A 22,241-nucleotide genomic window follows, 5' to 3' on the forward strand; every position below is an offset into this window, starting at 1 on the left:
CAAGCTGTCCGGCCGTTCGGGCATACCCATCGCGGTGGCAGTCCCGGCGGCGACCACTCCCGACGCCGAAGCTCTGCTCCCGGCGTGGTCCGAGGTGTCGAAAGCCGGGAAAGCTACACGCGGACAAGGCCTATGACGACCGGCAGCTGCGGGATCGGGTGCGTGATCGAGGAATCGGTGTGCGGCTCGCCCGCAATGGAATCGAGTCCAGCCAGCACCTCGGTCGTCAATGATGGGTGTCGAACGCACCTTCGCCTGTCACGGGCTGGGGGCCAAGTGCGTTACCGGATTCCCCGCCAGAGGGGCTGGCCGGTGCAGTGAGAACGGTTACCCACACCGTTGACGCCGCCGACATCTCATGTTGACTCGAGAGTCTCGATCCACACCTGGAAACTGCGACTGCCGGGGACGGGCTGCCCGATGTGGCGGCGGGAGCGATCATTCCAATGCCCATCCAGGCGTATCCCCAGCCACTGACATCGTGGTCGTACCAGTACATTTCCGATCTCCTTCCGCGATCCGAACCGCGTGACACGGCGATCTGCCGGTAGTGCAACCCTCGCCCTCCCTGCCACGGTGAGGTAAGGGCCGACAGGCACCATCGGGAGTACCAATTTCTCCCAAATGACTTTGGTCGAAGCCGCCAGGGACCAACGCCTCTCACCACCGGGCAGGGGGCGGAGAGACAGTTGTCGACGGACCGCGGAAATATCCCGTTCCGACGCAACAACATCGGAGGAAGCACAGTGAGCGATATCACTTCCAGCTCGGCTTACCACAGCAAGCCGGGCGAGAGCCTCGCCGATCCTTACAACATTCCCGGAATTCTGCTCTTCTTCACCGGAACAGTCGGACTCGCATCGACACTGACGGCAGCCGGGTACGGGTTCGGCGGCTGGACCACGCTCGGGGCGATCGCCACCGCATTGAGCTTCACCGCGAGCATCGCCGTGTTCGTCCTCGAACACGAACGGCTGCGTAGACTCGCCACCCGTCGCTGAGGCGGCTCTGTTCTGGAGAACCCTGACGAAAGAGCCGTCATGAGCACGACAGTCCCCCAACTGCTCCTTGTAATCGCTGTCATGTTCACGGTGAACCTGCTGCCCGCCTTCGGGCCGCCCAACGCGCTGCTCGTGGTGTTCTTCGGGCTGAACTGGAACCTCGATCCGGTCCCGCTTGTCCTCGGTGCGGCCGTCGCCTCGGGTGCGGGGCGTTATGTCCTAGCCGCCGCCACCCGTCGCGCCCGCAGTCACCTCAGCCCGCGACGCACAGCCAACCTGCGGGCCGCCAGCGACTATCTCACCGGTCGTCGTGGCCGCAGGTTCGCCACGATCGGAATCTTTCTTCTCTCTCCGCTACCGTCAGCGCAGATGTTCGAGGCGGCCGGACTCATGGGTCTACGTCTCGTTCCGCTCACCACCGCGCACGTTGTGGGCAGACTGGTGAGTTTTTCGCTGTACATCGGCGTAGCCGGGGTCGCCGAGCGCAGTCTCGGCGAAACCCTCACCTCATCGTTCACCACGCCCTACGGTATCGCCGTCCAAATCGGGCTCCTCGTCGGTGTCGTCATGCTCGCCCGGATCGACTGGACCAAGTACCTTCCGGTCGCGAAACCAGCATCCAGCACCGATCAGCAGTCACCGTCCGGGCGGTCCTGACGGTGACCGAGAAACTTGCGTGCGACGGCGGCAATTCCGTTGGCGCAGAACAGATCGAGCACTTCCCCGCCCTGGTCCCCCACCGCTGAGCCGCGCCGAGTCGAGTCGTCGACGTCGACGTCAGTGCTCAGCCAAGAGCCCGTGCTGGTCCGCCTGGGTATCCGTCGTGGCGTCGCCCGGCTGCCGTCAGCGCGATGAGTGCCGCGCAACTCACCCATTCGTTCGACAACCGGCGACTGGTCGGTCCCCAGCTGACCGACGACGACCCCCCGCCGGCGCCCTCGGGAGGGAGCTCGCCTTGCCCCGGCTCGTCGAATGGACAGACCGGCCGCATCGCACACGACCCATCCGAACCATTGTTTGCCCGCTCGGACTCCATCCTCTCTGGCGCTGCCTCGCCATCTACGCCTAGGGCAGTCGCGGTAATCGCCGCCAGGTCCTTCACCTCGGAGCGTCGGTCGCGGTCTCGGCATCCAACGGCACTGGTCTGCTGCACAATTCCTGGGCATCGTCACGCGAGAGGCCGAGTGCGACAAGTATTCCCAAGGTCATCTCGTCCACGGTCACGGCACAATCGCGATCGGGTTGCTGTAGCAGCAGGCGTCCGAGGCCGAGCAGTGATCCGGTCACCAGCGCCATCGCCAGATCGGTGTCGTCGACCACGAAGCGTCCCGCCTGTGTCGCGGCGGCGATGTCTCGTGCGGCGCGAGGCGCGAGGCCGTGCTCGGATTCGATCAGCGAGGCGCCGGAGTTGATCAGGACCCGGCTGAGATCAGGCTGTAGCCGAAACAGTCGGCCGACAATCCGGAAGGACTGGGCGAAGATCTCCGCCGGATCGGCGAGGTCGGTCGTGAGTGAGTCGAGGTAGTCGCCCAGCGACTCCAACGCGCTGTCGACCGCCGCGACGAACAGTTCTTCCTTGCTGTCGAAGTGGTTGTAGAACGAGCCCATTCCCACATCCGCGGCCTGCGTTATCTCGAGGATGGGCGCGTTGAGCCTGCCCTCGGCGATGAAGCGTTGCCCGGCGGCGATCAGCGCCGAGCGGGTGAGAGCCTTGCGGCGTTCGAGCCTGTTCGCTGTGGCGGACATCTTCGTTGGTCACCTTCTGGCAGTGGTTTCAGCTGCCGCGATCTTAATCGCCTTCAAATCTGACGACTCCCTCAGAACCCTTGACTGACTATACAGTCATAGGTGACGATATCGTCAGAAAGTCGCCGCGCATGGAGGAGGAGTCGAGAGATGTCGGAGGTCCGCAGCGACGCACATCGCGACCTGCACGTCGATCAGGGTGCACTGCCGGGCGAGCACCCCGGCCGTATCAGCAATCCGATCATCAAGGTTGCCGACCTCGCCTGGCTCGAGTTCCGCAAGCCCGATCTGCTGAAGGCCGAGGCATTCGCGCTGGCCTTCGGGTTCTCTGTCACCTACCGCACCTCGGAGGAGATCCACCTGCGCGGCACGCAGGCGGGTACGGCATGCGTGATCATCCGCAAGGGTGCTCGCACCCGCTTCGTCGGCGCGGCGTTCCTGGCCGGCGAGGAGTCCGATGTGCTCAGGCTCGCCGAGGTGACGGGTCGTCGCGTGGAGCGACTGCCCGAGAGTATCGGCGGCATCGGCGTCACCTTGCACGATCCGGGCGGCAAGACCGTGCGCGTGGTGGCCGGCGCACGCCGGCTGCCGCAGCTGCCGGGCCAGCGTGCCCATCCGTTCAACGTCGGTGAGTCCGCCGCCCGGATCAATGCGACGCAGCGGCCACCGCGTGTGCCTGCCGGGGTCGAGCGGCTCGGCCATGTCGTCCTCGCGCGCACCCGCTACCTGGAGAACCTGAACTGGTATCTGGAGCATCTCGGACTCATCGTCAGCGACTTCCTGTATTACGACGGGCAGCGCGAACGCGGGCCGGTGATGGCCTTCATCCGCTGCGATCGCGGGAACACGCCCACCGACCATCACACCCTCGCCATGACACTGGGCCCTTCGGATCGATACGTGCATTCGGCGTATCAGGTGTGCGACCTCGACGCGCTCGCGGCCGGTGGCGAGTTCCTCGCCGAACGCGGGTATCGCCGATCCTGGGGTATCGGACGGCATATCCAGGGCAGTCAGATCTTCGACTACTGGCGCGATCCCGACGGTTTCCTGGTCGAGCACTTCAGCGACGGCGACCTGTTCGACAGCTCGCTGGAACCCGGCTGGGCGCCGATGACGGCCTCGGGCCTGGCGCAGTGGGGCCCGCCTGCGACCAAGGACTTCCTCGGCACAGCACCGGGCCGCCAATCGCTGCGGGAACTCCGGTCCATCTTCTCTTCGCTGCACCGAGACAACGAATTCGACGCCCAGCGCTTGCGGGGCCTGCTGAAAGTAGCCAACTCATGAGCATTTCCGTGCTGCGTACCACCGACGCGTGGTGGGTACTGACCCCGGACGGCGCTGTCCGAATCGACACCGACGCCACGACCACGGGCGAGCTCCTGGTCCACCGAGCCGCGATCGAAGCAGCGCGCAGGGGCAGCGACACCATGTCGGTGGAGAACTTGGCGCTGATCTCCCCCGTGACCACGCCATGTCGGGTCGTCGCGCAGATGACCAATTACGTGTCGCACGTGAAGGATTCAGGGATGAACCCGGCGACCGTGCCGCTGACGTTCTTCCGCAAATCGTCCGGGTCCATCAGTGGTCCCGAGGACGACATCGTCAAACCGGCGCACGTGCGGTTGCTGGACTACGAAATCGAGATCGGGCTCGTTTTCGGCGCGACGCTGCCCGTCGGCACCGAACTCGACAGCTCGAACATCGGCGACTTCATCACGGGGTTGGTCATCACCGACGATGTGTCCGCCCGCGACGTCCAGCTGCCCAAAACCCAGTTCTACGAGGGCAAGTCGTATCCGACATTCACACCGGTCGGCCCGGTGTTGCTGCTGCTCGAGGCGGGTGAATTCGACAGGTTCCACGACCTCTGCCTGACGCTGCGTGTCAATGGTGAAGTGCGCCAGCACAGCACGGCGGCAGAGATGATCTACAGTCCGCTCGAAACCCTGCGCGCCCTCACCCGATTCCAGCGCATGGACGCGGGCGATCTACTGCTGACAGGCACCCCCGGCGGAACAGCCCTGAAGGCTCCCGCCAAGCCCATCGAGATCCTCGGGTCGCTGGTACCGCCCGCGCTCAAGTGGAAGATCTTCTTCAACAAGCAGGCGTCGAATCCGCGCTATCTGCAAGACGGCGATGTTGTGGAGCTGACCGTCTCGACCCCGGACGGCGCGCTCGACCTCGGCATTCAGCGCACGACGGTGCGGCATGGACACTGATCGAGGCCTGGTCGAGCACTACCCGGTCGTGATCGTCGGCGCGGGCCCGACCGGCATGACAGCCGCACTACTGCTGGCGCGGTACGGCATCGAGTGCCTGATCGTCGATCGCTGGGACGAGGTGTACCCGCAACCGCGAGCGGTGCATCTCGACGACGAGGTGTACCGCGTACTGGCCGACCTCGGACTCGGCGAGGAGTTCACGGGAATCTCCCGCCCCGGCCGCGGCCTTCGGCTGGTCGACTCCGCCATCACCACGCTCGCGGAATTCGACCGCGACCCCGACCGGATGCCGCACGGGTTCCCGCAGGCCAACATGTTCGACCAGCCAGATCTCGAGCGCGTGCTGCGGTCCAGGGTGGCCGCGACCGAGGGCGTGCGGATACGGGGTGGGTGCGAAGTGCTCGAGGTGGCGAACCTGCGTGATCGCGCTCGCGTGAGATACCGCGATGCCGAGACAGGCGAACGACGAGCTGTCACAGCGGAATTCGTCCTCGGCTGCGATGGCGCCAACAGCGCCGTGCGCGCGTCGATCGGTTCGCGGATGCGCGACCTGGGTTTCGAACAGCGGTGGCTGGTGGTCGACATCGCCACCGACACCGATCTCAGCCAGTGGGAGGGCGTCCACCAGGTGTGCGATCCCGAACGCGCCGCGACGTACATGCGCATCGGCGCGTCACGCTACCGCTGGGAGTTCCGGCTCCGCGACGACGAAACCGCGGACCAGTACGCCACGCTCGACACCATCGAGCCGCTCGTGTCCCCCTGGCTGCGCGAGGTGAGCGATCCCGAGCTGACGCTGATCCGGTCCACCGAGTACACCTTCCGCGCCCAAGTAGTCGACCGATGGCGTGACCGCAGGATCTTCCTGCTCGGTGACGCCGCGCATCTCACTCCGCCGTTCATCGGGCAGGGCATGGGGGCGGGCCTGCGTGACGCCCATAACTTGATCTGGAAACTGGTCGCCTTCTCGAGAGCGGAACTGCCCGACGACGCACTCGACACCTATCAATCCGAACGTGAACCGCACGTCGCATCCATGATCGGCCTGGCCGTCGCCGTCGGACGGGCGATGACGAGTGGGGTGGCGGCGGGGCAGGTGATCCGCAAGCGGGTGGTGCCGCTCCTCGGCCACATTCCCCTCCTCAGATCCAAGGTCACCGACAGCGCCACCCCGCGCCTGTCCCGGTCGATATTCGTTACGCGACAAGCGATTCAGCCGCGCAGCCTGGCCGGCTCGCTGTGTCCGAACTGCGTCGTCGACGGCGGTAGGCGGGTCGACGAGATCGCCGCCGGACGCTTCCTCTTCCTCGCGACCACCCCGCTCACCCGCGAGCAGCGGACCGAACTCGACCGACGCGGCGCCGCGATCCTGGCGGTACCGGCGTCCTCCGAGCTCGGCGAATGGCTGCGCCGCGGACGCGCGACGGCTGCGATCGTGCGACCGGACAAAACCGTGCTGGCGACCTCCCGATCGGTCCCCTCCCTACACACTCGCGTACCGAGCTGCCCCGCACTGTCCTCTATTTCCACGCACAGGAGTTCCCATGGCGGTTGACATTTCTATCCCGCGATATCGCGAGAATCTCTTCAGTACCGAGGCGATCCTCGATCCGTACCCGCACTATGCGGCGCTGCGCGCGGCCGGCCCGGTGGTGTGGCTACCGCGCCAGCGCATCTTCGCGATTTCCCGATACGCCGAGTGCAAGGCCGTCCTCCGAGACGACGCGACCTTCGTCTCGGGTTGCGGGGTGTCGCTGAACCCCGTCGCCAACCGCCTCGGCCGGGGCACCACCCTCAACAGCGACGCAGAAGAACACGCCACCAAACGGTCCGTTCTCGCACACCGGCTGACGCCCAAGGCACTCCGGGAAGTGACAGACAGCATCGAGCGCTTCGCCGAAAGCGTCGTGGACAAGGCGTTGGCGAACAACCGCATCGACGGGGTCGACGATCTGGCGACCGCACTGCCACTTTCGGTCGTCCCGGATCTCATCGGCTGGCCGCACGACGGGCGCGCGGAACTGCTGCGCTGGGCCAGTGCGACGTTCGACTCGATGGGTCCGATCAACCGGCACTCCGTCGGCGCGGCGAAGGCGGCCTCGGAGATGCTGGCCTTCGCCCGCCGCGTCGCACGCGATCGATCGGTTCTCGACGACAGCATGGGCAGCGACGTCTTCCGCGCCGCCGACGAGGGCAGGATCGACAAGAAATCGTGCCCGGCGCTCATGATCGACTACCTGGCCCCGTCGCTGGACACCACCATCGGCGCGATCTCGAGTGCGCTCTACCTGTTTTCACAGAACCCCACGCAGTGGCGGGCCGTGCGATCGGATCCGGGCCTGATACCCCAAGCCGTCAACGAGGTCGTGCGGATCGAACCGCCCTTGCGCGCGTTCTCACGCACGGCCGCGCGCGACGCCGACATCGGTGGGGTGAAAATCCCGGGTGGCAGCCGCGTACTGGTGCTCTTCGCCTCCGCAAACCGGGACCCGGCCGAATGGGATCAGCCCGAGTCCTTCGACATCACCCGCGACGCGGCCCGCCAGCTCGGCTTCGGCTGGGGTGTGCACGGCTGCGCGGGCCGGTCGTTGGCACGGCTCGAAACCACGTCGATGCTGCGGGCACTGGCCGATCGTGTCGAACGCATCGAGCTGGTCGGCACGCCGAAGTGGGCCGTCAACAACATCATTCGCAGGCTGGAACGTCTTCCGCTCGAGCTCGTCCCCGCAGATAGGAGGTCGGCATGAAGACAGCGATCGTCACCGGGGCGTCCTCCGGAATAGGACGGGCCGTCGCCACCGCCTTGGTTGCTCGCGGCTACCGCGTGCTCGGGACAAGCCGCGACAGTTCAACCGTGACCGATCCCGTACCGGGCGTCGACTACCGCGACCTGGATCTCACCGATCGTGGCTCGATCGCCCGGTTCATCGACGCGCTCGACAACCTAGCCGTCGACGTTTTGGTGAACAACGCCGGTGAGAGCCAATGCGGACCGCTCGAAGAGCTACCGATGGATGCGGTGCAGAGGTTGTTCCAGCTCAACGTTTTCGGTGCCATCGAACTGACTCAGTTACTGCTACCGGGGATGCGACAGCAGCGTCGCGGCAGGATCGTCAACATCGGGTCGATGCTCGCGAGCTTCCCCCTCGCCTACCGATCGTCCTATGTCGCAACCAAGGCAGCCCTCAAGGGCTTCGCAACAGCCGCACGGTATGAACTGAAACCGTACGGAATCGACATCACCACCGTCGAACCAGGTTCCATCGCGACCGGAATATCCGGACGCCGCACCAAATACATCAGCAGCGACTCCCCCTACATCGAACAGTTCACCTCGGCGATCGCCGTCCTCGATGCGAAAGAAGCCAAGGGAACAACGGCGGACGAGGTCGCCCGCACTGTGCTCGAAGCTGTCGAAGCCGAACAGACGTTGCCGCTCTATGCCGTCGGCAGCAACGCACCGGCTGTGTTCCTGGCCCGTAGATTGTTACCGCGCAGCGTAATCGAGGCCGTCATGGCCAAGGCATACGGCGTCGGGTCCGCGCGTACCCGACGTGCGCCGTAATTGTTGCCGCCAAGGTAGATCACCCGCAGCCGCGCCCCGAGCGGGATACCCGCCCTGCTCGGGTCGAGTACTCAGCGAACCCACATTCCGATGATTCGGTGTCCGCCGACCAGTACGCCGGGTCTGGAGCCGGGTCGCGCGATCGAGAAGCGGGGCCAGCACCCGACCGGGCAGCAACGACAGCGGCCGATGCCTTCACTGCCGTGGTCGAGGCAGCAGCGCGTCAGTGCTAGCCAGCGTTCACGACAGCGAAGACATCCCAGCCCTGCGGGGATCCGCCGACATCACAAGCCAGAGCCCGCACGGTTGTGAGAATTCCTCCGCCTACTTGACTGATCAAATAATCATCTGTGACTATTTCGTCAGTTTGGTGACCCGTGGACGCGGCTGCCGAGGTGTACGTGTCTTCAATGGCCGGAAGGAACACCCCGTGGGGCTTGCACACAGCACCGTGAAGAGACGGTTTCGCATTCTCGCGGCGGCCGCCGCCGCGACAATGACGCTGAGCTGTTCCGCGCTGACCGCCCAAGACGGGCTCGGCCGCTCGACCGAGATCACCGCCGACTTCGAGAACATCGCGGGCATGTACGAGGGCAACGAGATCATGGTCCTCGGCCTCGCGGTGGGCAAGGTCGACAAGATCGTGCCCAAGGGCACCTACGTCGAGGTCCACATGACCATCGACGCCGGCGTCAAGATCCCGAAAGACGCGATCGCCGCGATCATCTCGCCCTCGATCGTCACCGACCGTCACATCGAGGTGAGCCCGCCCTTCACCGGCGGTGAGACGCTGAAGTCCGGCGATCACCTGCCCAAGGCGCGGACCAGGACACCGGTCGAGCTGGACACGATGATCAAGACCATCGACCAGTTCGCCGCCGCCCTCAAGCCCGAACCCGGCCAGGAGGGTCTCGGCCCGCTGTCGGGCCGGGTGCTCTACCCGGTGCTCAACGGCAACGGCCAGAAGATCCGCGAAACCCTCGACGAGATCACCGCCGACTTCGAGAACATCGCGGGCATGTACGAGGGCAACGAGATCATGGTCCTCGGCCTCGCGGTGGGCAAGGTCGACAAGATCGTGCCCAAGGGCACCTACGTCGAGGTCCACATGACCATCGACGCCGGCGTCAAGATCCCGAARGACGCGATCGCCGCGATCATCTCGCCYTCGATCGTCACCGACCGYCACATCGAGGTGAGCCCGCCCTTCACCGGCGGTGAGACGCTGAAGTCCGGCGATCACCTGCCCAAGGCGCGGACCAGGACACCGGTCGAGCTGGACACGATGATCAAGACCATCGACCAGTTCGCCGCCGCCYTSAAGCCCGAACCCGGCCAGGAGGGTCTCGGCCCGCTGTCGGGCCGGGTGCTCTACCCGGTGCTCAACGGCAACGGCCAGAAGATCCGCGAAACCCTCGACGCGCTCTCGGGTGCGTTGAAGGTCGGCGTCGACAACAAGGACGCCATCTCCAACATCATCATCAAGCTCAACGAGCTCACGACGATGCTGGCCGACAACGATCAGTCCGTGCGCGACTTCAGCGACCGGGTGACCGCCATGTCGGGACTGCTCGCCGACCAGGCRCCCGGCCTGCAGGCCACCCTCGACCAGCTCAAYCAGTTCCTGAACAACACCTCGACGACCTTCGCCGGGCATCAGGAAGAACTGGCCGCCTCGCTGACGGGCCTGACCACGGTCACCAACCAGTTGCGTGCCAACTCGGGCGCGATGATCGAGATCGTCGACGTGGTGCCGCTGCTCATGGAGAACATCGACGGCGCCATNCTGACCACGGTCACCAACCAGTTGCGTGCCAACTCGGGCGCGATGATCGAGATCGTCGACGTGGTGCCGCTGCTCATGGAGAACATCGACGGCGCCATGGACAAGGAGAAAGGGTTCATGCGCAATCAGGCGCTGATCGGCACCGCATTGTCGGGCGAGATCGTCAGTGTGTTCTGTGAGCGGATCCAGATGCGGCCCGATGGTTGCCGCACCACCGGGAACGTCCAGGACTTCGGCCCCGACTACGGRCTCACCGCCGCACTACTCGGACTGACGAAGATCGGTTGACTCGCCAGGCTGCGGCCGGCACACGGGGTAGCAGGCCTGAACTTGATCCCTGACTTCCGAACTGCGCTGGACCGGTGCGACACCGCCGCCGGACTTCTCCAACGCCTCCCTGCTCGGTCAACGTCTCGACACCGACCCGCAGATCAAGCTGACTCCGGCGCCGCGGATAACTTCGCTGATATCTCGAAGTCCCACGGAACATTTCGAAACGGCGCGCGGCCACCGTACTGGCCGGTTTCGAAGCGCGTGAAGGACGTCGAAGTGTTTGCCGACTACATTATCGGGCGTCGGTCGAACCACGGCGCAGCCTGCTCGAGCTGCGCAGCCAAGCGCAGCAACATTGCCTCACCACCCAATTGCGCGGTGAATTGCACACCCATCGGAATGTTGTCCGCAGTCCAATGCAGCGGCAGCGACAGGGCTGGCCGTCCCGTCACATTGGCCAACTGAGTGTACGGAGTCCAACTCAGATTGCTGTGAATGAGCCGATCGGTCAGCGCGGAATGCCGCAGAAGGCCCGCAGTCCCCGACTTCAGAAGCAACTCTCCGGCCAGGCGCAGTGAACGCTGCGTGTCGAGCGAGCCGATTCGGGGCGGAAGATCTGCCAGCGTCGGTGTCAGCAGCAGGTCATAGCTGTCGAAGTAGCTCGATAGCGCCCGAGCATGATCATGGCGACGCATGACAGCATCGACGTACTCGACACTGCTGTAAGCCCGCCCCAACGCAGCCATCAAGCGGGTGTCGAATTCGAAACCTTCTTCGCCGCAACCAGATCGGCGCTTGGCATCGGCGACTTCCCACGCCAGGTAGGTAAACCAGGTCAGCAGGAAATCCCGGGCCAGTGCTCGATCGTCGACCGGTGGACTGTCCAGGATCTCGACTCGGTGATGCAGGTCGGTGAGCACCTGGACCGCAGCGTCGACAGCGGCTCGAGCCTCCGGATGAGGCGAGGAGTTGATCGCCGAGGAGACACAAACTCCGATTCGCAGCCGCCCCGGTTCGGCACCGACCTGCGAGAGGAACGTCTCGACCGGAACGGCGGGAAGATAGGGACCGCTGAGTTCGCCGCCTTTGAGGACATCGAGCATCGCGGCGGTGTCACGCACCGAGCGGGACACCACACCCTGGACCGCGGCCCCGTGCATGGCTTCGCCGACATCGGGCCCCGACGGAAGCAGCCCTCGCCCTGGCTTGAGGCCGACGAGTCCACAGCAGGCAGCGGGGATGCGAATGGAACCGCCGCCGTCATTGGCTCCGGCCACGGGAACGATTCCGGCGGCCACCGCCGCGGCCGAACCCCCGGACGAGCCGCCAGGCGATCGATCCAGATTCCACGGGTTGCGGGTGGGACCGAACAGTTCGGGCTCGGTGACGCCTTTGGCGCCGAATTCGGGAGTGTTGGTCTTTCCGAAGATGACCAGGCCCGCATCGATCCATCTCTGCACCACCGTCGAGTGCTCGAGGGCCGGGATCCGTGCCAACGAGCGAGACCCGTTGCTGCTGGGCAAGCCGGCATAGTCCTGCGCGATGTCTTTGATCAGAAACGGGACACCGGCGAAGGGGCCGACCAATTCCTCGGTGACGCGGCGATCCGCCTCGGCGTCCATGAATCGGATGATCGAGTTGAGGCGACTGTTCGACGTCTCCGCCTGTCGCCGGGCGACGTCGAGTAGTTCGCTGGACGTCACCTCACCGGCTTTGACAAGTTCAGCTAGACCCAGTGCGTCGAAGCTCCGGTATTCGTCGATCCGCATACCGCGCGATCATAGCCGCACCAATCGGTTAGGCAAACCGATTGGTACGGCATCACTGCCGAGGTCGACGTCGGACCTGGTCCGACCATGTCAAGACCTCCGAGGGCGGTGCATCATCGCGATCGCCGCGTCGAACGCGGCATCGACACGAGTGCGATCTCCGGTCAGAAGCAAGTCCAACTGCAGTCCACGTATCTGCCCCAAGACGAGAGTGGCAACGTTTCGCGCCTCGCTCGCAGGCCAACCATCGGCACACAGACGTTCCTCGATCGGAGCCAGCCAGTCGTCGACGAACGACGGCGCCAGCGCTTCGGCCTCGGCGGGAACACGCGCCACGCGACCGACCAGTTGGAACAACAGAATGAACTGGCGTTGCTCCTTGGGCTCACACAACCTCGTCCACACCATGCGCACCAGTTCAGCAGCCGACGTCGCGGTGTTGAAGTGCTCGTCCTGCTGCCATGACCGAACGAAGTCGCTGCGGATTTTTTCCCCGATGTGCAGCAGAAGCTCGTTTTTCGAGTTGAAGTGACGCAGCAGTGTCGCGTGCGATACCCCGAGCGCGGCGGCGACGGGCCTCAAGGACAGGTCGTCGATGCCGTGATCGAGCACGTACTCCGTGGCCGCGGCCAGCAATTCGGGTCGGCGATGCCGATACCGCAGTGTGCGCCCGTCCACATGGCCGTCAGTCATCGGTCTCGATCGTAGAGCTCACCGAGTCCGGCATGTCAAGCGGACCGTGCGAGTTGGCCGGTATCGGAGATGTGGGTCGCGTTGATGGAGCGGTGGATCGCGGCGCCGGGCAGCCGCCGATAGTACTTCTTCAGTGCTGCCACGAATGATGGCTTTCGGTCCTATCGGACCACAGTCAGAGCCCTCCGAGAAAGCGAGGCGAGTTGTCAGGCTTGGGGCAGAATCACAGCGCGGCCCCGCACCTTTCCCTGGCGAAGATGCTCGTAGGCGGTGGGAGCGTCGTCGATGGGATAGGTCTCGGTGTGCACGGAGATGTGGCCCGCCCGAGCCAACTCGAACACCTCCAGCAGTTCGCTTCGGCTGCCCCAGTACGGTGCGGCGACCGCCGCGTCGTAGGGCAGCGAGCCGAAACCGACCGGCAGGCTACCGCCGCCGATTCCGACGATCATTACCCTGCCCTCCACACCGACGCACTTGCCCGCGATGGCGACCGTCGGCTCCGCACCAACGAAGTCGAACACCGCCTCCGCGCCCTTCCCGCCCGTCGATCTCCGCACATGCTCGGGCGCATCGTTATCGGACAGCAGCGCTTCATGCGCACCCACCTCACGGGCCAGGGCCAGCTTCGCGTCACTCACATCGAGCGCGATGACACGAGCGGCTGTGAGCGCCCGCAACAACTGAATCGCTATGTGGCCCAGCCCCCCTGCCCCGATCACCACCGCCGTCGATCCGGGGACCAACGTCGGCAATACCGCCTTGACCGCGTGGTAGGGCGTCAACCCCGCGTCAGTGAGCGGAGCCGCCTGCACCGGGTCGAGACCACCGAGCGGGATCAGGTGCCGATCACTGTCAACGATCAAGAACTCCGCGATGGCCCCGGGTGCTCCCAGCCCCGGCGGGAAGATCCCCAGTTCACCCGCGCGCAGACAGTAATTCTCCTTCCCGACCGCGCATTTCGCGCATCGGCCGCATCCCCACGGTCCGTACACGGCCACCTCGTCGCCCACCTTCACCGTCCCGACTCCCGCGCCGAGTTCCACGACTGCGCCGACGCCTTCGTGCCCCAGAGTGAGCGGAAGCGGGAACATCAACTCCTCGGCCTGAAGCCCCATGACAAACACGTCCGAGTGGCACAGACCTGCCGCTGTCACTTGCAGCAACACCTGACCTGGTCCGGGAGCAGGCTTCGGGATCTCGACGACCTCCGGCGCTGCCCCCACCTCGCGGTACTGCACGGCCTTCATCTGCTCGATCACCAGCTGCTCCTATCCAGGTCGCGCGGATATAACGGCAATCTGCCTGGTCCATTCATGAATCTGCTCAATGGCAATGGTCTGAATATCGCGCAGCCGTCCATCCGACAGGAGACGACGCGCCGATGGCCGCAACGTCATTTCGTCGGGTCGTGGTATCCCACGCTATGGCAAAGAAGACTTCGCGACCAGACCTAACTCCACCGCAACGGAACAGACGCCATCAAAGCGATCAGGCTGCAGCTACGGTCAGAATCAGCGTCTCCCATCTCCAGCGCATCGAACGTGGAATCTCGATACCCGCACAAGAACAGCCTGGAAGACATCTCGCGCGGATACCGTTTGGATCCGGCGATGATCACCCACCTCCACGACCTCGCCGCCCCGGCGGTCAACCTCGTGCCCGCCGCGCACCTGCGCGCATACGTGCTCGCCGACACAGCTCTGACGCTGAACCTCGCACGGTTCCAGGCCCGCGGGATTTTGGCGGCCGCCGTGCCGCCCCAGACTTACCTGATATCCGTTAGACCCTGGACTCGAGGGATGTGGCGGCCACCGATCCGGCGCGCAATCATTCTGTGATAAATAATCGAATGGCGAGGGCCTGGTTGTGTTGTGCGCCCATTGGTTTGCCGTGTGAAAGCCGAACTCCGCTGAATTCGGTTTCCCAGCAGGATGAAGCGCCACTGATCGGACAGATGGGTGCCCGATGCCATTTCGACTCCGATTTCATCCAGTACCGCCCCCACCGCGGACGAGTATTCTTCAGCGCTGCTCTCCGAGCGCGCCATGCTGGAACAATTCTGTCGAGGCGACGAGCGGTATCTGTGGGTCCAAGGTGAACCGTGGGCGGGCAAATCGGCGTTGCTGATGCCCCGAGCACGTTCGAGCTCGGGGCATCGTTGTTCAGGACTCGCTGCGCCTTATGATTCGCCCTCGGTGGTGACGTAGAAGGTGTTGAGGACGCTGCAGACGAGTTGGTAGAAGTCGACGGCGAGGACGAGATCGGCTAGTTCGGTGACGCTGAACAGTTCTAGCGCCTCTGCCCGAGCCACCTCGCCGAGTGCGTGCTCGTCGAGGATCGTGTCGGTCCAGCGAAGCACGGCAGCTTCTTCGGGTCGGAGCCCTTCGCCAGCCCCGGTGGCAGCAGCGGCGATCGCGTCCTCGCTGAGCCCGACCGCGCGCGAACTTCTCGTGATGGTGCAGTTCGTAGGGCGCTCGGTAGACCTGGCCGATGCGCAAGATCGCCAGCTCGCGCAGGGGAAAGGAAACCGAGTTGGTCTGCAGCATGGCGTCGGCCATGGTCAGGAAGCTCAGGCCCATGCCGTGTGAGTGGGCGACCATGCGATAGATGCTGGCCGTGTGGGTGGGGGGCTTCTCGGAGCGCGGGCGGAAGTTGCGGCGATGCTCGTCACATTCAGCGTCGCCGAAGACTGCGCTCCGCAGCCGAACCTGTTCCACCGTAACGTGATTCGAGATTTCACCGGTTAACCTTGCGGCCCGGCAACCGACCGGGGCCGAGAGGACCTGATGACAGCATCACCTGCTCGACTCCGCATACTGCACCGCCGACTACTCGGATTGGTCACCACCCTCGGCATCGTCGCCGCATTCACCGCACCCGGTGTCGCCTCCGCGGCCACCCCCACAGTGGACCACCGCATCACCCGCAACGACCGCTGGGAACAGCTCTACGTCTACTCCCCAGCTATGGGCCGCGTCGTCGGGCTCGACATCCTGCACCCCACCGGCACAGCCCCACGCCCAACCCTGTACCTGCTCGACGGCAACGCCGCCAGCGACGACCAAACCCAGAGCACCTGGACCCTACGCACCGACGTCACCCGGTTCTTCGCCGACAAGAACGTCAACGTGGTCATGCCGATCGGCGGTGGCGGCGCCTTCTACACCGACTGGCTCGACAACGACACCGTCCTCGGACACAACCGATGGGAAGACTTCCTCACCCGCGAACTACCACCGCTGATCAACCGAGAACTGATGGGCAACGGCACCAACGCGATCGCGGGACTGTCGATGGGCGGCCACGCCGCGGCCACACTGGCCTTCCGCAACCCCGGACTCTACCGAGCCATCGGTGTCTACAGCGGCTGCCTACTCACCTCCGACGTCGGACAGCCGATGGTGCGCGCCGCCGTCCACAACCGCGGAGGCAATCCCGACAACATGTGGGGCGGTTCACTGGACCCGGGATGGGCCGCGCACGACCCGACCAAACACCTCGACGCACTCCGCGGAACCGCCGTCTACATGTCGGTCGGCAGCGGCACCCCAGGCCCCGCCGACGTCGACTTCGACCCGAGCTTCTCCTACCCGATCGACCTGTTCGGCGCGATCAGCCTCGAGGAAGGCGCACTCAACTGCACCCGCACCGTCGAAAAGATCATGCGCACCGCCGGCCTGACACCGACCGTGCGCTACACCTTGTTCGGCACCCACGCATGGCCGTATTGGCAAGACGCACTCCACAGTTCCTGGCCGACCCTCCGCACCGGCATAGGCCTGTAACCACCACAGATCGCCCCGACCGAGCAGACATCTCCCGAGAAGATCGGCCCTGGTGGCGGCCCGCACACCTATCCTCATCGCCACCGAGTTGGCCGCAGTAGACGTGAATCCGGACTCAGCACGCCCCTCGATCAGGCTCTCTGAAGCAATTCATGTGCAATAAACGTACATACCGTGCAAGACACGTCAAGTCGTGAGACACAGGAAACCCCCTCCGGCCCAGATCAGAGGGGTTTTCACTGTCGGGCTGACAGGATTTGAACCGGCGACCACCTGGCGCGGGTTCCAATTGTCCAGACCCAACCCATCAGTGCCCAATAGTGCTCAGCACCAGGCTTTTTCACGAAACGACCGTTCTCAATGATTCCCATGGATTCGCGTTCATTCCGGTCAAAAGTGTGGGGTTTCTGTGGGGCGCTTTCCGAGCCCGCGCCCATGGCATGGCATGGACTCGTCGATGTTCAGGCGTGCGCTGGGGCCGCCCAGATCGGTCTTCACCCAGCCCGGTGCTGTGAGCAGCAACGTGCGCGGGTCGTCGCCGTGCCGTGCTGCGGCGGTTCGCCGACCCCACCCTGCCGGTACCACCCCGAATCGCGGACCCGCGGTGAGGCTTTCGGGGACCAGCCTTCCGATCGCCAGCGGTGACATCTCGACAATCGCGCCCCGGCAGCTGCGTCGCCCGCTCGGATCGGGGTATCCCACACAGTNGCTTTCGGGGACCAGCCTTCCGATCGCCAGCGGTGACATCTCGACAATCGCGCCCCGGCAGCTGCGTCGCCCGCTCGGATCGGGGTATCCCACACAGTGAAGGGCGGTGACGCCGGTCGCTGTGCACCTATGGCATCCCGATCGTCGGTCCGCTCATCGACTCGACTCGCACGCGGCCGGCGGGCGAGCGGCACCACACGCATACCGGTGTAACCGGATTCGGAGACTGTCATGATTGTTTTCCTCGGCCTGGTCCTGCTCATCGCCGCGGTGGTGATCGGCACGGCGGGCGTACTGAGCAACAGCGGACCCGCCCACACACTCAGCGACGACTTCAGCCTGCTCGGCTACCACATCACCGCAACGTCGGGCACGTTGTTGCCTGCGTCAGACCAAGGCCGATCTTCGGCTCGCCCGTCGCACCGGCACGAGCAGGCGGACCTTCCGTCCTTCGGCCGAACCGAAGGAGAAGGGGACCGTGCTCGCGAAGACACCGCGTAGTGCGAGCGCACGCACCTGGCGACATCCCTTCGGTGACCGCTCCGCCGACGCCGTGACGCACTGAGATCGGTTCTGCCCGGGAAGTCGTTCTACGTCTACTTCGACGACCGTGTGGAGCTTGCCCGAGCCGCGCCGTATCGCGACAGCCCAGATCACCATGAGCGTCCACGTCCTGCTGAACTCGGCCGATGCCACCGCCGCCGAATTCGCCGCCACTGTCGACGGTCTCACCCTGATCTGGCGGCGGACCCCGAGCCTCGGCGAAGCGCGGTGAACCGACCCGGGCCTCAGCCGTGGGCGACTCGGCACTCCAGAATCTCCGCGATTCGTCCTTTGGGATCTCGACCACACCCTGCTCGTCCTGACGATCGATCACGCGCTCCGCCGAAAGCGCACCGCTACTGCCGCCGAACTTCGCTGTGCCGGACCGAGCTGCTTCGGAAGCCGATCCGTGCCGCCGGGGCCCTGCCGCCCACACGGCGTCGCCTTCCCGATACGGGACAGCAGGGCACCAATCCGCCAGCCACTCACCTGCAGTGGTGCACTTAGACCTCGCCCAGCGGCCGAGTGCCTTCCGCACCGAACGGTAATCGGCAGAAGCGGACATTCGTGACCGCGCGCCCAGCGGCATTATCGGATGTTCGTCACCTCGTAGTCGCAGCGCTCACCCAGAACGTATTGCTTGGAATACTCGCCGTCACGATGCACCTGAGTAGGACTCCACTCGTCGGGACCTGGGTCGAGGTCAAGCACGAATTCTGTCGGCGACGCCGCGACTGCCATGCCATCGGAGAGCACTCGATTCGGGTATTTCCTGCTCTCCAGAAATCTATATTCGTACGCCTTGTAAACGGTCAGCTGGACGTGGCACCACCCGTACTGCCGTGCGTCGGAGCGTTGGACAGGTTCAGTCCTATCCATCGCCTGGAGATCGACCCTTACCGTCGCCAGCCCTTCGGGTGCGGCTTGGATGGAGACTCCGAGGATGACACCGTCGTAGAAGGTGATGAACCTGTCCAGGAACGCCGGGGCGTTTTCAGCTGTGATCTGCACGGGCTCGCTCTTCTGTCAGAAGTTCTGATCGTGCCTACATGATCGCAGCAGCTGAGCGGTCGATGCCCTGCCGTGCTACCTCCGACCGTCCTTGTATGTGTCGGCTCCGTGACAGTGACCAAGAGATCAAACACAACTCACGCTCATCGGCAGTTGAGTGCATCTCGTCGGGTGGTGCCGCAGCCCTCGGGATCGCGCGGGTCGCGGCATTACAGGGCGTCGGCCTTGATCATTTCTTCTGATCGACGGAGCGCACCAACAGCCAGATACCAGCCGGGACACCCAGCATCAGGACGAACTCATCGACGAGGGAACCCGATGCGCGGAGGAAGGTACCTCACCAAGGAAATTGGACCGAGCAATGGCAGTCTGCAGATAGCTGGGGCGGGAGGGTGGGCGAGGCGCGGCGAGCGTCGGGTCGGGCCGTCCCATTCCGTCGCTCGCCCCCCCGGTCGCTACGCCACCGCAATTCCCCAGCTGCGTCGAAACTCTCGCAATCCGGCCACAGAACTGGGGGCGCGTCGGCGGCAGCGCTGTGACGCCAATTGCTGGCAAGATCAACGCTATGCGCTCTACCGTGCCCACCCTCGGGTTGCTGATGGTGGCTGTCCTGCTGACCGGATGCGGCTATTTCGATCGAGGACGCGACCAGGCCGAGCATGACAGCTGGTCACGTAAGATCGAGACGGCCATCCGGGCCCTTCCAGGGGTGACCGACGCATCACACCGCTTCGAGCACTACAAGGGCAGGCATTTCACCGCCGAACTCGACGTGCGGCTCCGCGACGACGCCACACCGGCCGAGGCCGCGTCTGTGGTGAGTGTCATGGGCGCTCAACCGCTTCCGCGCCGTTTCAAAGGCGACCCGATAACGGTCACCATCGACCGGATGGCGGACTCCTATTCCGCGTACTGGATGTTCGGCCGTGACGTGAGCACGGAAGCGAACGCCGCAAACAACTGGGCGCGACTATGGGCTGCGGGCACCGAAGTGCACTGGGACTCGAGCGGCGGCTTCGCGGACCGCATCACCAACGCTATCGACATCCGGGCGGGCTCCGAGAGCGAACCGCACCGCGCCATCGCGGCAATGCGCCGAATCATCCGGGACTTCCCCGAACTGGCGTCCAACCAGTGGACCGTATCTACCGTTCATGAGCGGGAGCGCGGGTTCACCAATCATTCGCAACGGAGCCCCGGGTCGTATCCATGGCCCCATGATCGCGTCACCCCCCACCAAGAACCCACCCCTCGCTTCCCGTCCAATGACGAACTCGACCTGTGGCAGTGGTTCCTGACCGATCAACCCATCCCGTTCTTCGCTCGGGTGTCGGTCTACGACCCGCCTTTTGAAGGCCGCACACTGGGCGTCACCGTATTCCCTGCCGTAGGTACGGAATTCAGCGCCGCGCAGACCACACAACTCGCCGATCTGCATCTTCCCTATCTGGCAGGCTCCGGCGCGGCGGTCGCCTACACGATCCACACACCCAACGGCCCCGCCTACTCCATGGGCCCCTTTTTCGAGGTCGTGGTCGGCGGCTGCCAGACACCCGGATACACCGTCCTACCGGAGTCGCAGCCTTATGTACGTCAATACGAACACTGCTGATCCGCGTCCCATAACCACCGTGTCGAGACGATCGGTAGCGCCGACGTCGAAGGCCGACACAAGACATCGCGGCGAGATCTCTCGCGCAACGGCTCGAAGCAGTACTGCACCCGAACCTGCGCACACCGGGCCAGCGTCGCGGCTTACCGGAGTCGGAACAGCCCACGCTGAGCGTCGGCGACCAGTCCCTGCCAGACCGGCTCCAGGTTTCGGCCGAGCCAGCCTTCGACGAACTCGTTCGGGCCTCCGAAGGAGTTCCTCGCGATGCAATCTACATCGCCTGCGCGCGGTTCGGCCGCCTGCGATCGCGCCGGAGCAACTTCTCGCCGGATTCACCGACCCCTCCGTGACGAGCCGCCGCAGGGCACCCGCACACAAAATTCCTGCAATAGCGCACGACACATAATCGGCATGAGCGTGCGTTCAGTGGAGCGGGCCCGCGGATCGTCCGACGGGCCCGCCTGGTCGATGTCAGACGCAGTGTGCGGGCGGGGCCGGGCTCCAGCTGCCGATGCAGCCCGCAGCGATATACGCGAGGAGATCGATTACGGCCGAGCCGGTCTGTAGGACGACCGGTTCGGCTGCGGCGGTGTGGCTGATGGTGGGCTGCGTCGGTGTTTCGGGCACGGCGATGGCGAGTCCGGTGGAGGCGGCGCCGAACGCGGCGACCGCGATGGCAAGGGCAACAAAGCGTTTCACTAGCATGCGAGTGAGCCTAATGTGAAACACGGGTATTTAGACATGGATCGAGACCCCCTGATTTCGGGGGGTTGCGACGGACCGACTTGGATATCGTTGTCCAGATGCGCTGGGTCGGGGCGCCGAAAAATGCGACACCACTGAGGAATACGCACAGCGACTGTCCCGGCGAGTCTCGACCGCTCTCGATCAGTTGACGGCCACGGAGAGCGCCGGCTTGTCGCCGTCGGCGGTGTATGCCAGCGCGTAATAGTCGACGACCAGCTGCGCCACCGCGGTGCGCAGGCCGTCCTCGGTCTCGAGAAGTGGTGCTGAACCAGCCCGACAGTCACCCCCGCCGCAGGGCTCAGCGTCACGCAGGAACTCAGTGCGTTCGCACGAAAATATTTGGCGCCGAACATGTCCGAATGAACCCTGCACCGAGCACAATGGAGTATGCGGTCACCACTGATGGTGTGGAGGCCCACGCGTTCACTCCACCCTGACGAAGGTTGGTGAATCCACCGATGTCGACACCGATGTATGACGAGATTTTGCCCCACGGCGAGACGCTTGCACTTCGCCGTCGACGTGAAAGCCACCGAACCCATCCACCTCTCCGCGCATGCCGGGTACCTGTGGGCGACCTTGGACCGAGACCTGCTCGTCACGCCCTCGATCCGCGAAACGCTCGGGGCCTACAAGAACCTCGTCTGCACCTGAGCGGCCGACACCGCGCGGACCCAAGCCTCGCTCGATCCCGGGCCGCAGTACGGATCGCCCCGCGCGCCCGGTCGCGCGGGGCGAGCACGCGCACCAATTCCATTCCAGCGTAGTGCCTTTCAT

General features: G+C 64.7%; 24 protein-coding genes and 1 pseudogene. 17 read left to right on the forward strand and 8 right to left on the reverse strand.

All coding sequences use genetic code 11. The annotated features are described in order from the left end of the window. Nucleotides 1–77 precede the first annotated feature (77 nt). The 3 genes and pseudogenes from ASD42_RS35790 to ASD42_RS01575 form a co-directional block, all read left to right on the forward strand. Nucleotides 78–227 (forward strand): annotated as a pseudogene (locus ASD42_RS35790) (IS5/IS1182 family transposase); the annotation flags it as partial. Nucleotides 228–746: 519 nt separating this feature from the next. Continuing rightward, a complete protein-coding gene (locus tag ASD42_RS01570; protein WP_056809405.1) occupies nucleotides 747–1,001 on the forward strand; it encodes a hypothetical protein in 255 nt (84 codons plus the stop codon). 39 nt (nucleotides 1,002–1,040) lie between these two features. Continuing rightward, complete coding sequence (locus ASD42_RS01575) at nucleotides 1,041–1,658, forward strand: hypothetical protein (protein WP_063893541.1); 618 nt, start codon at nucleotides 1,041–1,043, stop codon at nucleotides 1,656–1,658. Between the two features lie 441 nt (nucleotides 1,659–2,099). Here ASD42_RS01575 and ASD42_RS01580 read toward each other — a convergent pair whose 3' ends face one another. Next, on the reverse strand, nucleotides 2,100–2,747 hold the full coding sequence (locus ASD42_RS01580) for a TetR/AcrR family transcriptional regulator (protein WP_056809409.1): 648 nt from the start codon (nucleotides 2,745–2,747) through the stop codon (nucleotides 2,100–2,102). Nucleotides 2,748–2,897: 150 nt separating this feature from the next. On the opposite strand from ASD42_RS01580, the gene ASD42_RS01585 reads away from it, so the two are divergent. From ASD42_RS01585 to ASD42_RS35060, 6 genes are all read left to right on the forward strand, one after another. Continuing rightward, nucleotides 2,898–4,034 (forward strand): VOC family protein, encoded by a 1,137-nt coding sequence (locus ASD42_RS01585; RefSeq protein WP_056809413.1) that lies wholly within the window; start codon nucleotides 2,898–2,900, stop codon nucleotides 4,032–4,034. Continuing rightward, nucleotides 4,031–4,969: a fumarylacetoacetate hydrolase family protein gene (locus tag ASD42_RS01590; RefSeq protein WP_056809414.1), complete on the forward strand. Its 939-nt coding sequence runs from the start codon at nucleotides 4,031–4,033 to the stop codon at nucleotides 4,967–4,969. The genes ASD42_RS01585 and ASD42_RS01590 overlap by 4 nt, the downstream gene beginning before the upstream one ends. Beyond that, entirely contained in the window at nucleotides 4,959–6,527 is a 1,569-nt protein-coding gene (gene mhpA, locus ASD42_RS01595) for a bifunctional 3-(3-hydroxy-phenyl)propionate/3-hydroxycinnamic acid hydroxylase MhpA (protein WP_056809417.1), read from the forward strand. Before ASD42_RS01590 ends, mhpA begins: the two co-directional genes overlap by 11 nt. Beyond that, nucleotides 6,517–7,719 carry a cytochrome P450 gene (locus ASD42_RS01600; RefSeq protein WP_056809419.1) on the forward strand — a complete coding sequence of 401 codons (1,203 nt, stop codon included), beginning with the start codon at nucleotides 6,517–6,519 and terminating at the stop codon, nucleotides 7,717–7,719. Before mhpA ends, ASD42_RS01600 begins: the two co-directional genes overlap by 11 nt. Further along, on the forward strand, nucleotides 7,716–8,537 hold the full coding sequence (locus tag ASD42_RS01605) for an SDR family oxidoreductase (RefSeq protein WP_056809421.1): 822 nt from the start codon (nucleotides 7,716–7,718) through the stop codon (nucleotides 8,535–8,537). Before ASD42_RS01600 ends, ASD42_RS01605 begins: the two co-directional genes overlap by 4 nt. A 496-nt stretch (nucleotides 8,538–9,033) precedes the next feature. Beyond that, nucleotides 9,034–10,322: MCE family protein (locus ASD42_RS35060; RefSeq protein WP_442938649.1), on the forward strand; the 1,289-nt coding region annotated here is incomplete at its 3' end. Between the two features lie 561 nt (nucleotides 10,323–10,883). Here the strand turns inward: ASD42_RS35060 and ASD42_RS01615 are convergent. The 3 genes from ASD42_RS01615 to ASD42_RS01625 form a co-directional block, all read right to left on the reverse strand. After that, nucleotides 10,884–12,365, reverse strand: a complete 1,482-nt coding sequence (locus ASD42_RS01615) for an amidase (protein ID WP_056809422.1) — start codon at nucleotides 12,363–12,365, stop codon at nucleotides 10,884–10,886. 90 nt (nucleotides 12,366–12,455) lie between these two features. After that, the gene (locus ASD42_RS01620) at nucleotides 12,456–13,058 is read right to left on the reverse strand and encodes a TetR/AcrR family transcriptional regulator (protein WP_056809424.1); all 603 of its coding nucleotides are present in this window, start codon (nucleotides 13,056–13,058) and stop codon (nucleotides 12,456–12,458) included. Nucleotides 13,059–13,264: 206 nt separating this feature from the next. Continuing rightward, nucleotides 13,265–14,305 carry an NAD(P)-dependent alcohol dehydrogenase gene (locus tag ASD42_RS01625; protein WP_056809426.1) on the reverse strand — a complete coding sequence of 347 codons (1,041 nt, stop codon included), beginning with the start codon at nucleotides 14,303–14,305 and terminating at the stop codon, nucleotides 13,265–13,267. Nucleotides 14,306–14,599: 294 nt separating this feature from the next. Between ASD42_RS01625 and ASD42_RS01630 the strand changes: the two genes are divergently transcribed. After that, the gene (locus ASD42_RS01630; protein ID WP_056809428.1) at nucleotides 14,600–14,896 is read left to right on the forward strand and encodes a hypothetical protein; all 297 of its coding nucleotides are present in this window, start codon (nucleotides 14,600–14,602) and stop codon (nucleotides 14,894–14,896) included. 341 nt (nucleotides 14,897–15,237) lie between these two features. On the opposite strand, the gene ASD42_RS01635 is transcribed toward ASD42_RS01630, so the two are convergent. Continuing rightward, a complete protein-coding gene (locus ASD42_RS01635; RefSeq protein WP_056809430.1) occupies nucleotides 15,238–15,417 on the reverse strand; it encodes a hypothetical protein in 180 nt (59 codons plus the stop codon). Between the two features lie 37 nt (nucleotides 15,418–15,454). Between ASD42_RS01635 and ASD42_RS34180 the strand changes: the two genes are divergently transcribed. The 4 genes from ASD42_RS34180 (at nucleotide 15,455) to ASD42_RS34185 (ending at nucleotide 18,326) form a co-directional block, all read left to right on the forward strand. Continuing rightward, entirely contained in the window at nucleotides 15,455–15,646 is a 192-nt protein-coding gene (locus ASD42_RS34180) for a hypothetical protein (protein WP_131816931.1), read from the forward strand. A 198-nt stretch (nucleotides 15,647–15,844) separates the two neighbouring features. Beyond that, complete coding sequence (locus ASD42_RS01640) at nucleotides 15,845–16,843, forward strand: alpha/beta hydrolase (protein WP_056809432.1); 999 nt, start codon at nucleotides 15,845–15,847, stop codon at nucleotides 16,841–16,843. A 939-nt stretch (nucleotides 16,844–17,782) separates the two neighbouring features. After that, nucleotides 17,783–18,052, forward strand: coding sequence for a hypothetical protein (locus ASD42_RS01645; protein ID WP_056809434.1), 270 nt, complete (start codon nucleotides 17,783–17,785; stop codon nucleotides 18,050–18,052). Nucleotides 18,053–18,170: 118 nt separating this feature from the next. After that, nucleotides 18,171–18,326, forward strand: a complete 156-nt coding sequence (locus ASD42_RS34185) for a hypothetical protein (RefSeq protein WP_156677365.1) — start codon at nucleotides 18,171–18,173, stop codon at nucleotides 18,324–18,326. Nucleotides 18,327–18,682: 356 nt separating this feature from the next. On the opposite strand, the gene ASD42_RS01650 is transcribed toward ASD42_RS34185, so the two are convergent. Then, nucleotides 18,683–19,105 (reverse strand): hypothetical protein, encoded by a 423-nt coding sequence (locus ASD42_RS01650; protein WP_056809436.1) that lies wholly within the window; start codon nucleotides 19,103–19,105, stop codon nucleotides 18,683–18,685. A 565-nt stretch (nucleotides 19,106–19,670) separates the two neighbouring features. On the opposite strand from ASD42_RS01650, the gene ASD42_RS01655 reads away from it, so the two are divergent. Together ASD42_RS01655 and ASD42_RS33590 are read left to right on the forward strand one after the other, a co-directional pair. Further along, entirely contained in the window at nucleotides 19,671–20,717 is a 1,047-nt protein-coding gene (locus tag ASD42_RS01655) for a hypothetical protein (protein ID WP_056809438.1), read from the forward strand. Nucleotides 20,718–20,747: 30 nt separating this feature from the next. Then, complete coding sequence (locus ASD42_RS33590; RefSeq protein WP_200950412.1) at nucleotides 20,748–20,888, forward strand: CGNR zinc finger domain-containing protein; 141 nt, start codon at nucleotides 20,748–20,750, stop codon at nucleotides 20,886–20,888. Nucleotides 20,889–21,188: 300 nt separating this feature from the next. On the opposite strand, the gene ASD42_RS01660 is transcribed toward ASD42_RS33590, so the two are convergent. Together ASD42_RS01660 and ASD42_RS35065 are read right to left on the reverse strand one after the other, a co-directional pair. Next, nucleotides 21,189–21,422 (reverse strand): hypothetical protein, encoded by a 234-nt coding sequence (locus tag ASD42_RS01660; protein ID WP_131817310.1) that lies wholly within the window; start codon nucleotides 21,420–21,422, stop codon nucleotides 21,189–21,191. A 183-nt stretch (nucleotides 21,423–21,605) separates the two neighbouring features. Further along, complete coding sequence (locus ASD42_RS35065; protein WP_235569274.1) at nucleotides 21,606–21,836, reverse strand: hypothetical protein; 231 nt, start codon at nucleotides 21,834–21,836, stop codon at nucleotides 21,606–21,608. A 132-nt stretch (nucleotides 21,837–21,968) separates the two neighbouring features. On the opposite strand from ASD42_RS35065, the gene ASD42_RS34190 reads away from it, so the two are divergent. Further along, entirely contained in the window at nucleotides 21,969–22,118 is a 150-nt protein-coding gene (locus ASD42_RS34190) for a hypothetical protein (RefSeq protein WP_156677366.1), read from the forward strand. The last annotated feature ends 123 nt before the right edge of the window (nucleotides 22,119–22,241 follow it).

Origin of the sequence: Nocardia sp. Root136, from assembly GCF_001427185.1 — a bacterium.
Classification (GTDB): Bacteria; Actinomycetota; Actinomycetes; order Mycobacteriales; family Mycobacteriaceae; genus Nocardia; species Nocardia salmonicida.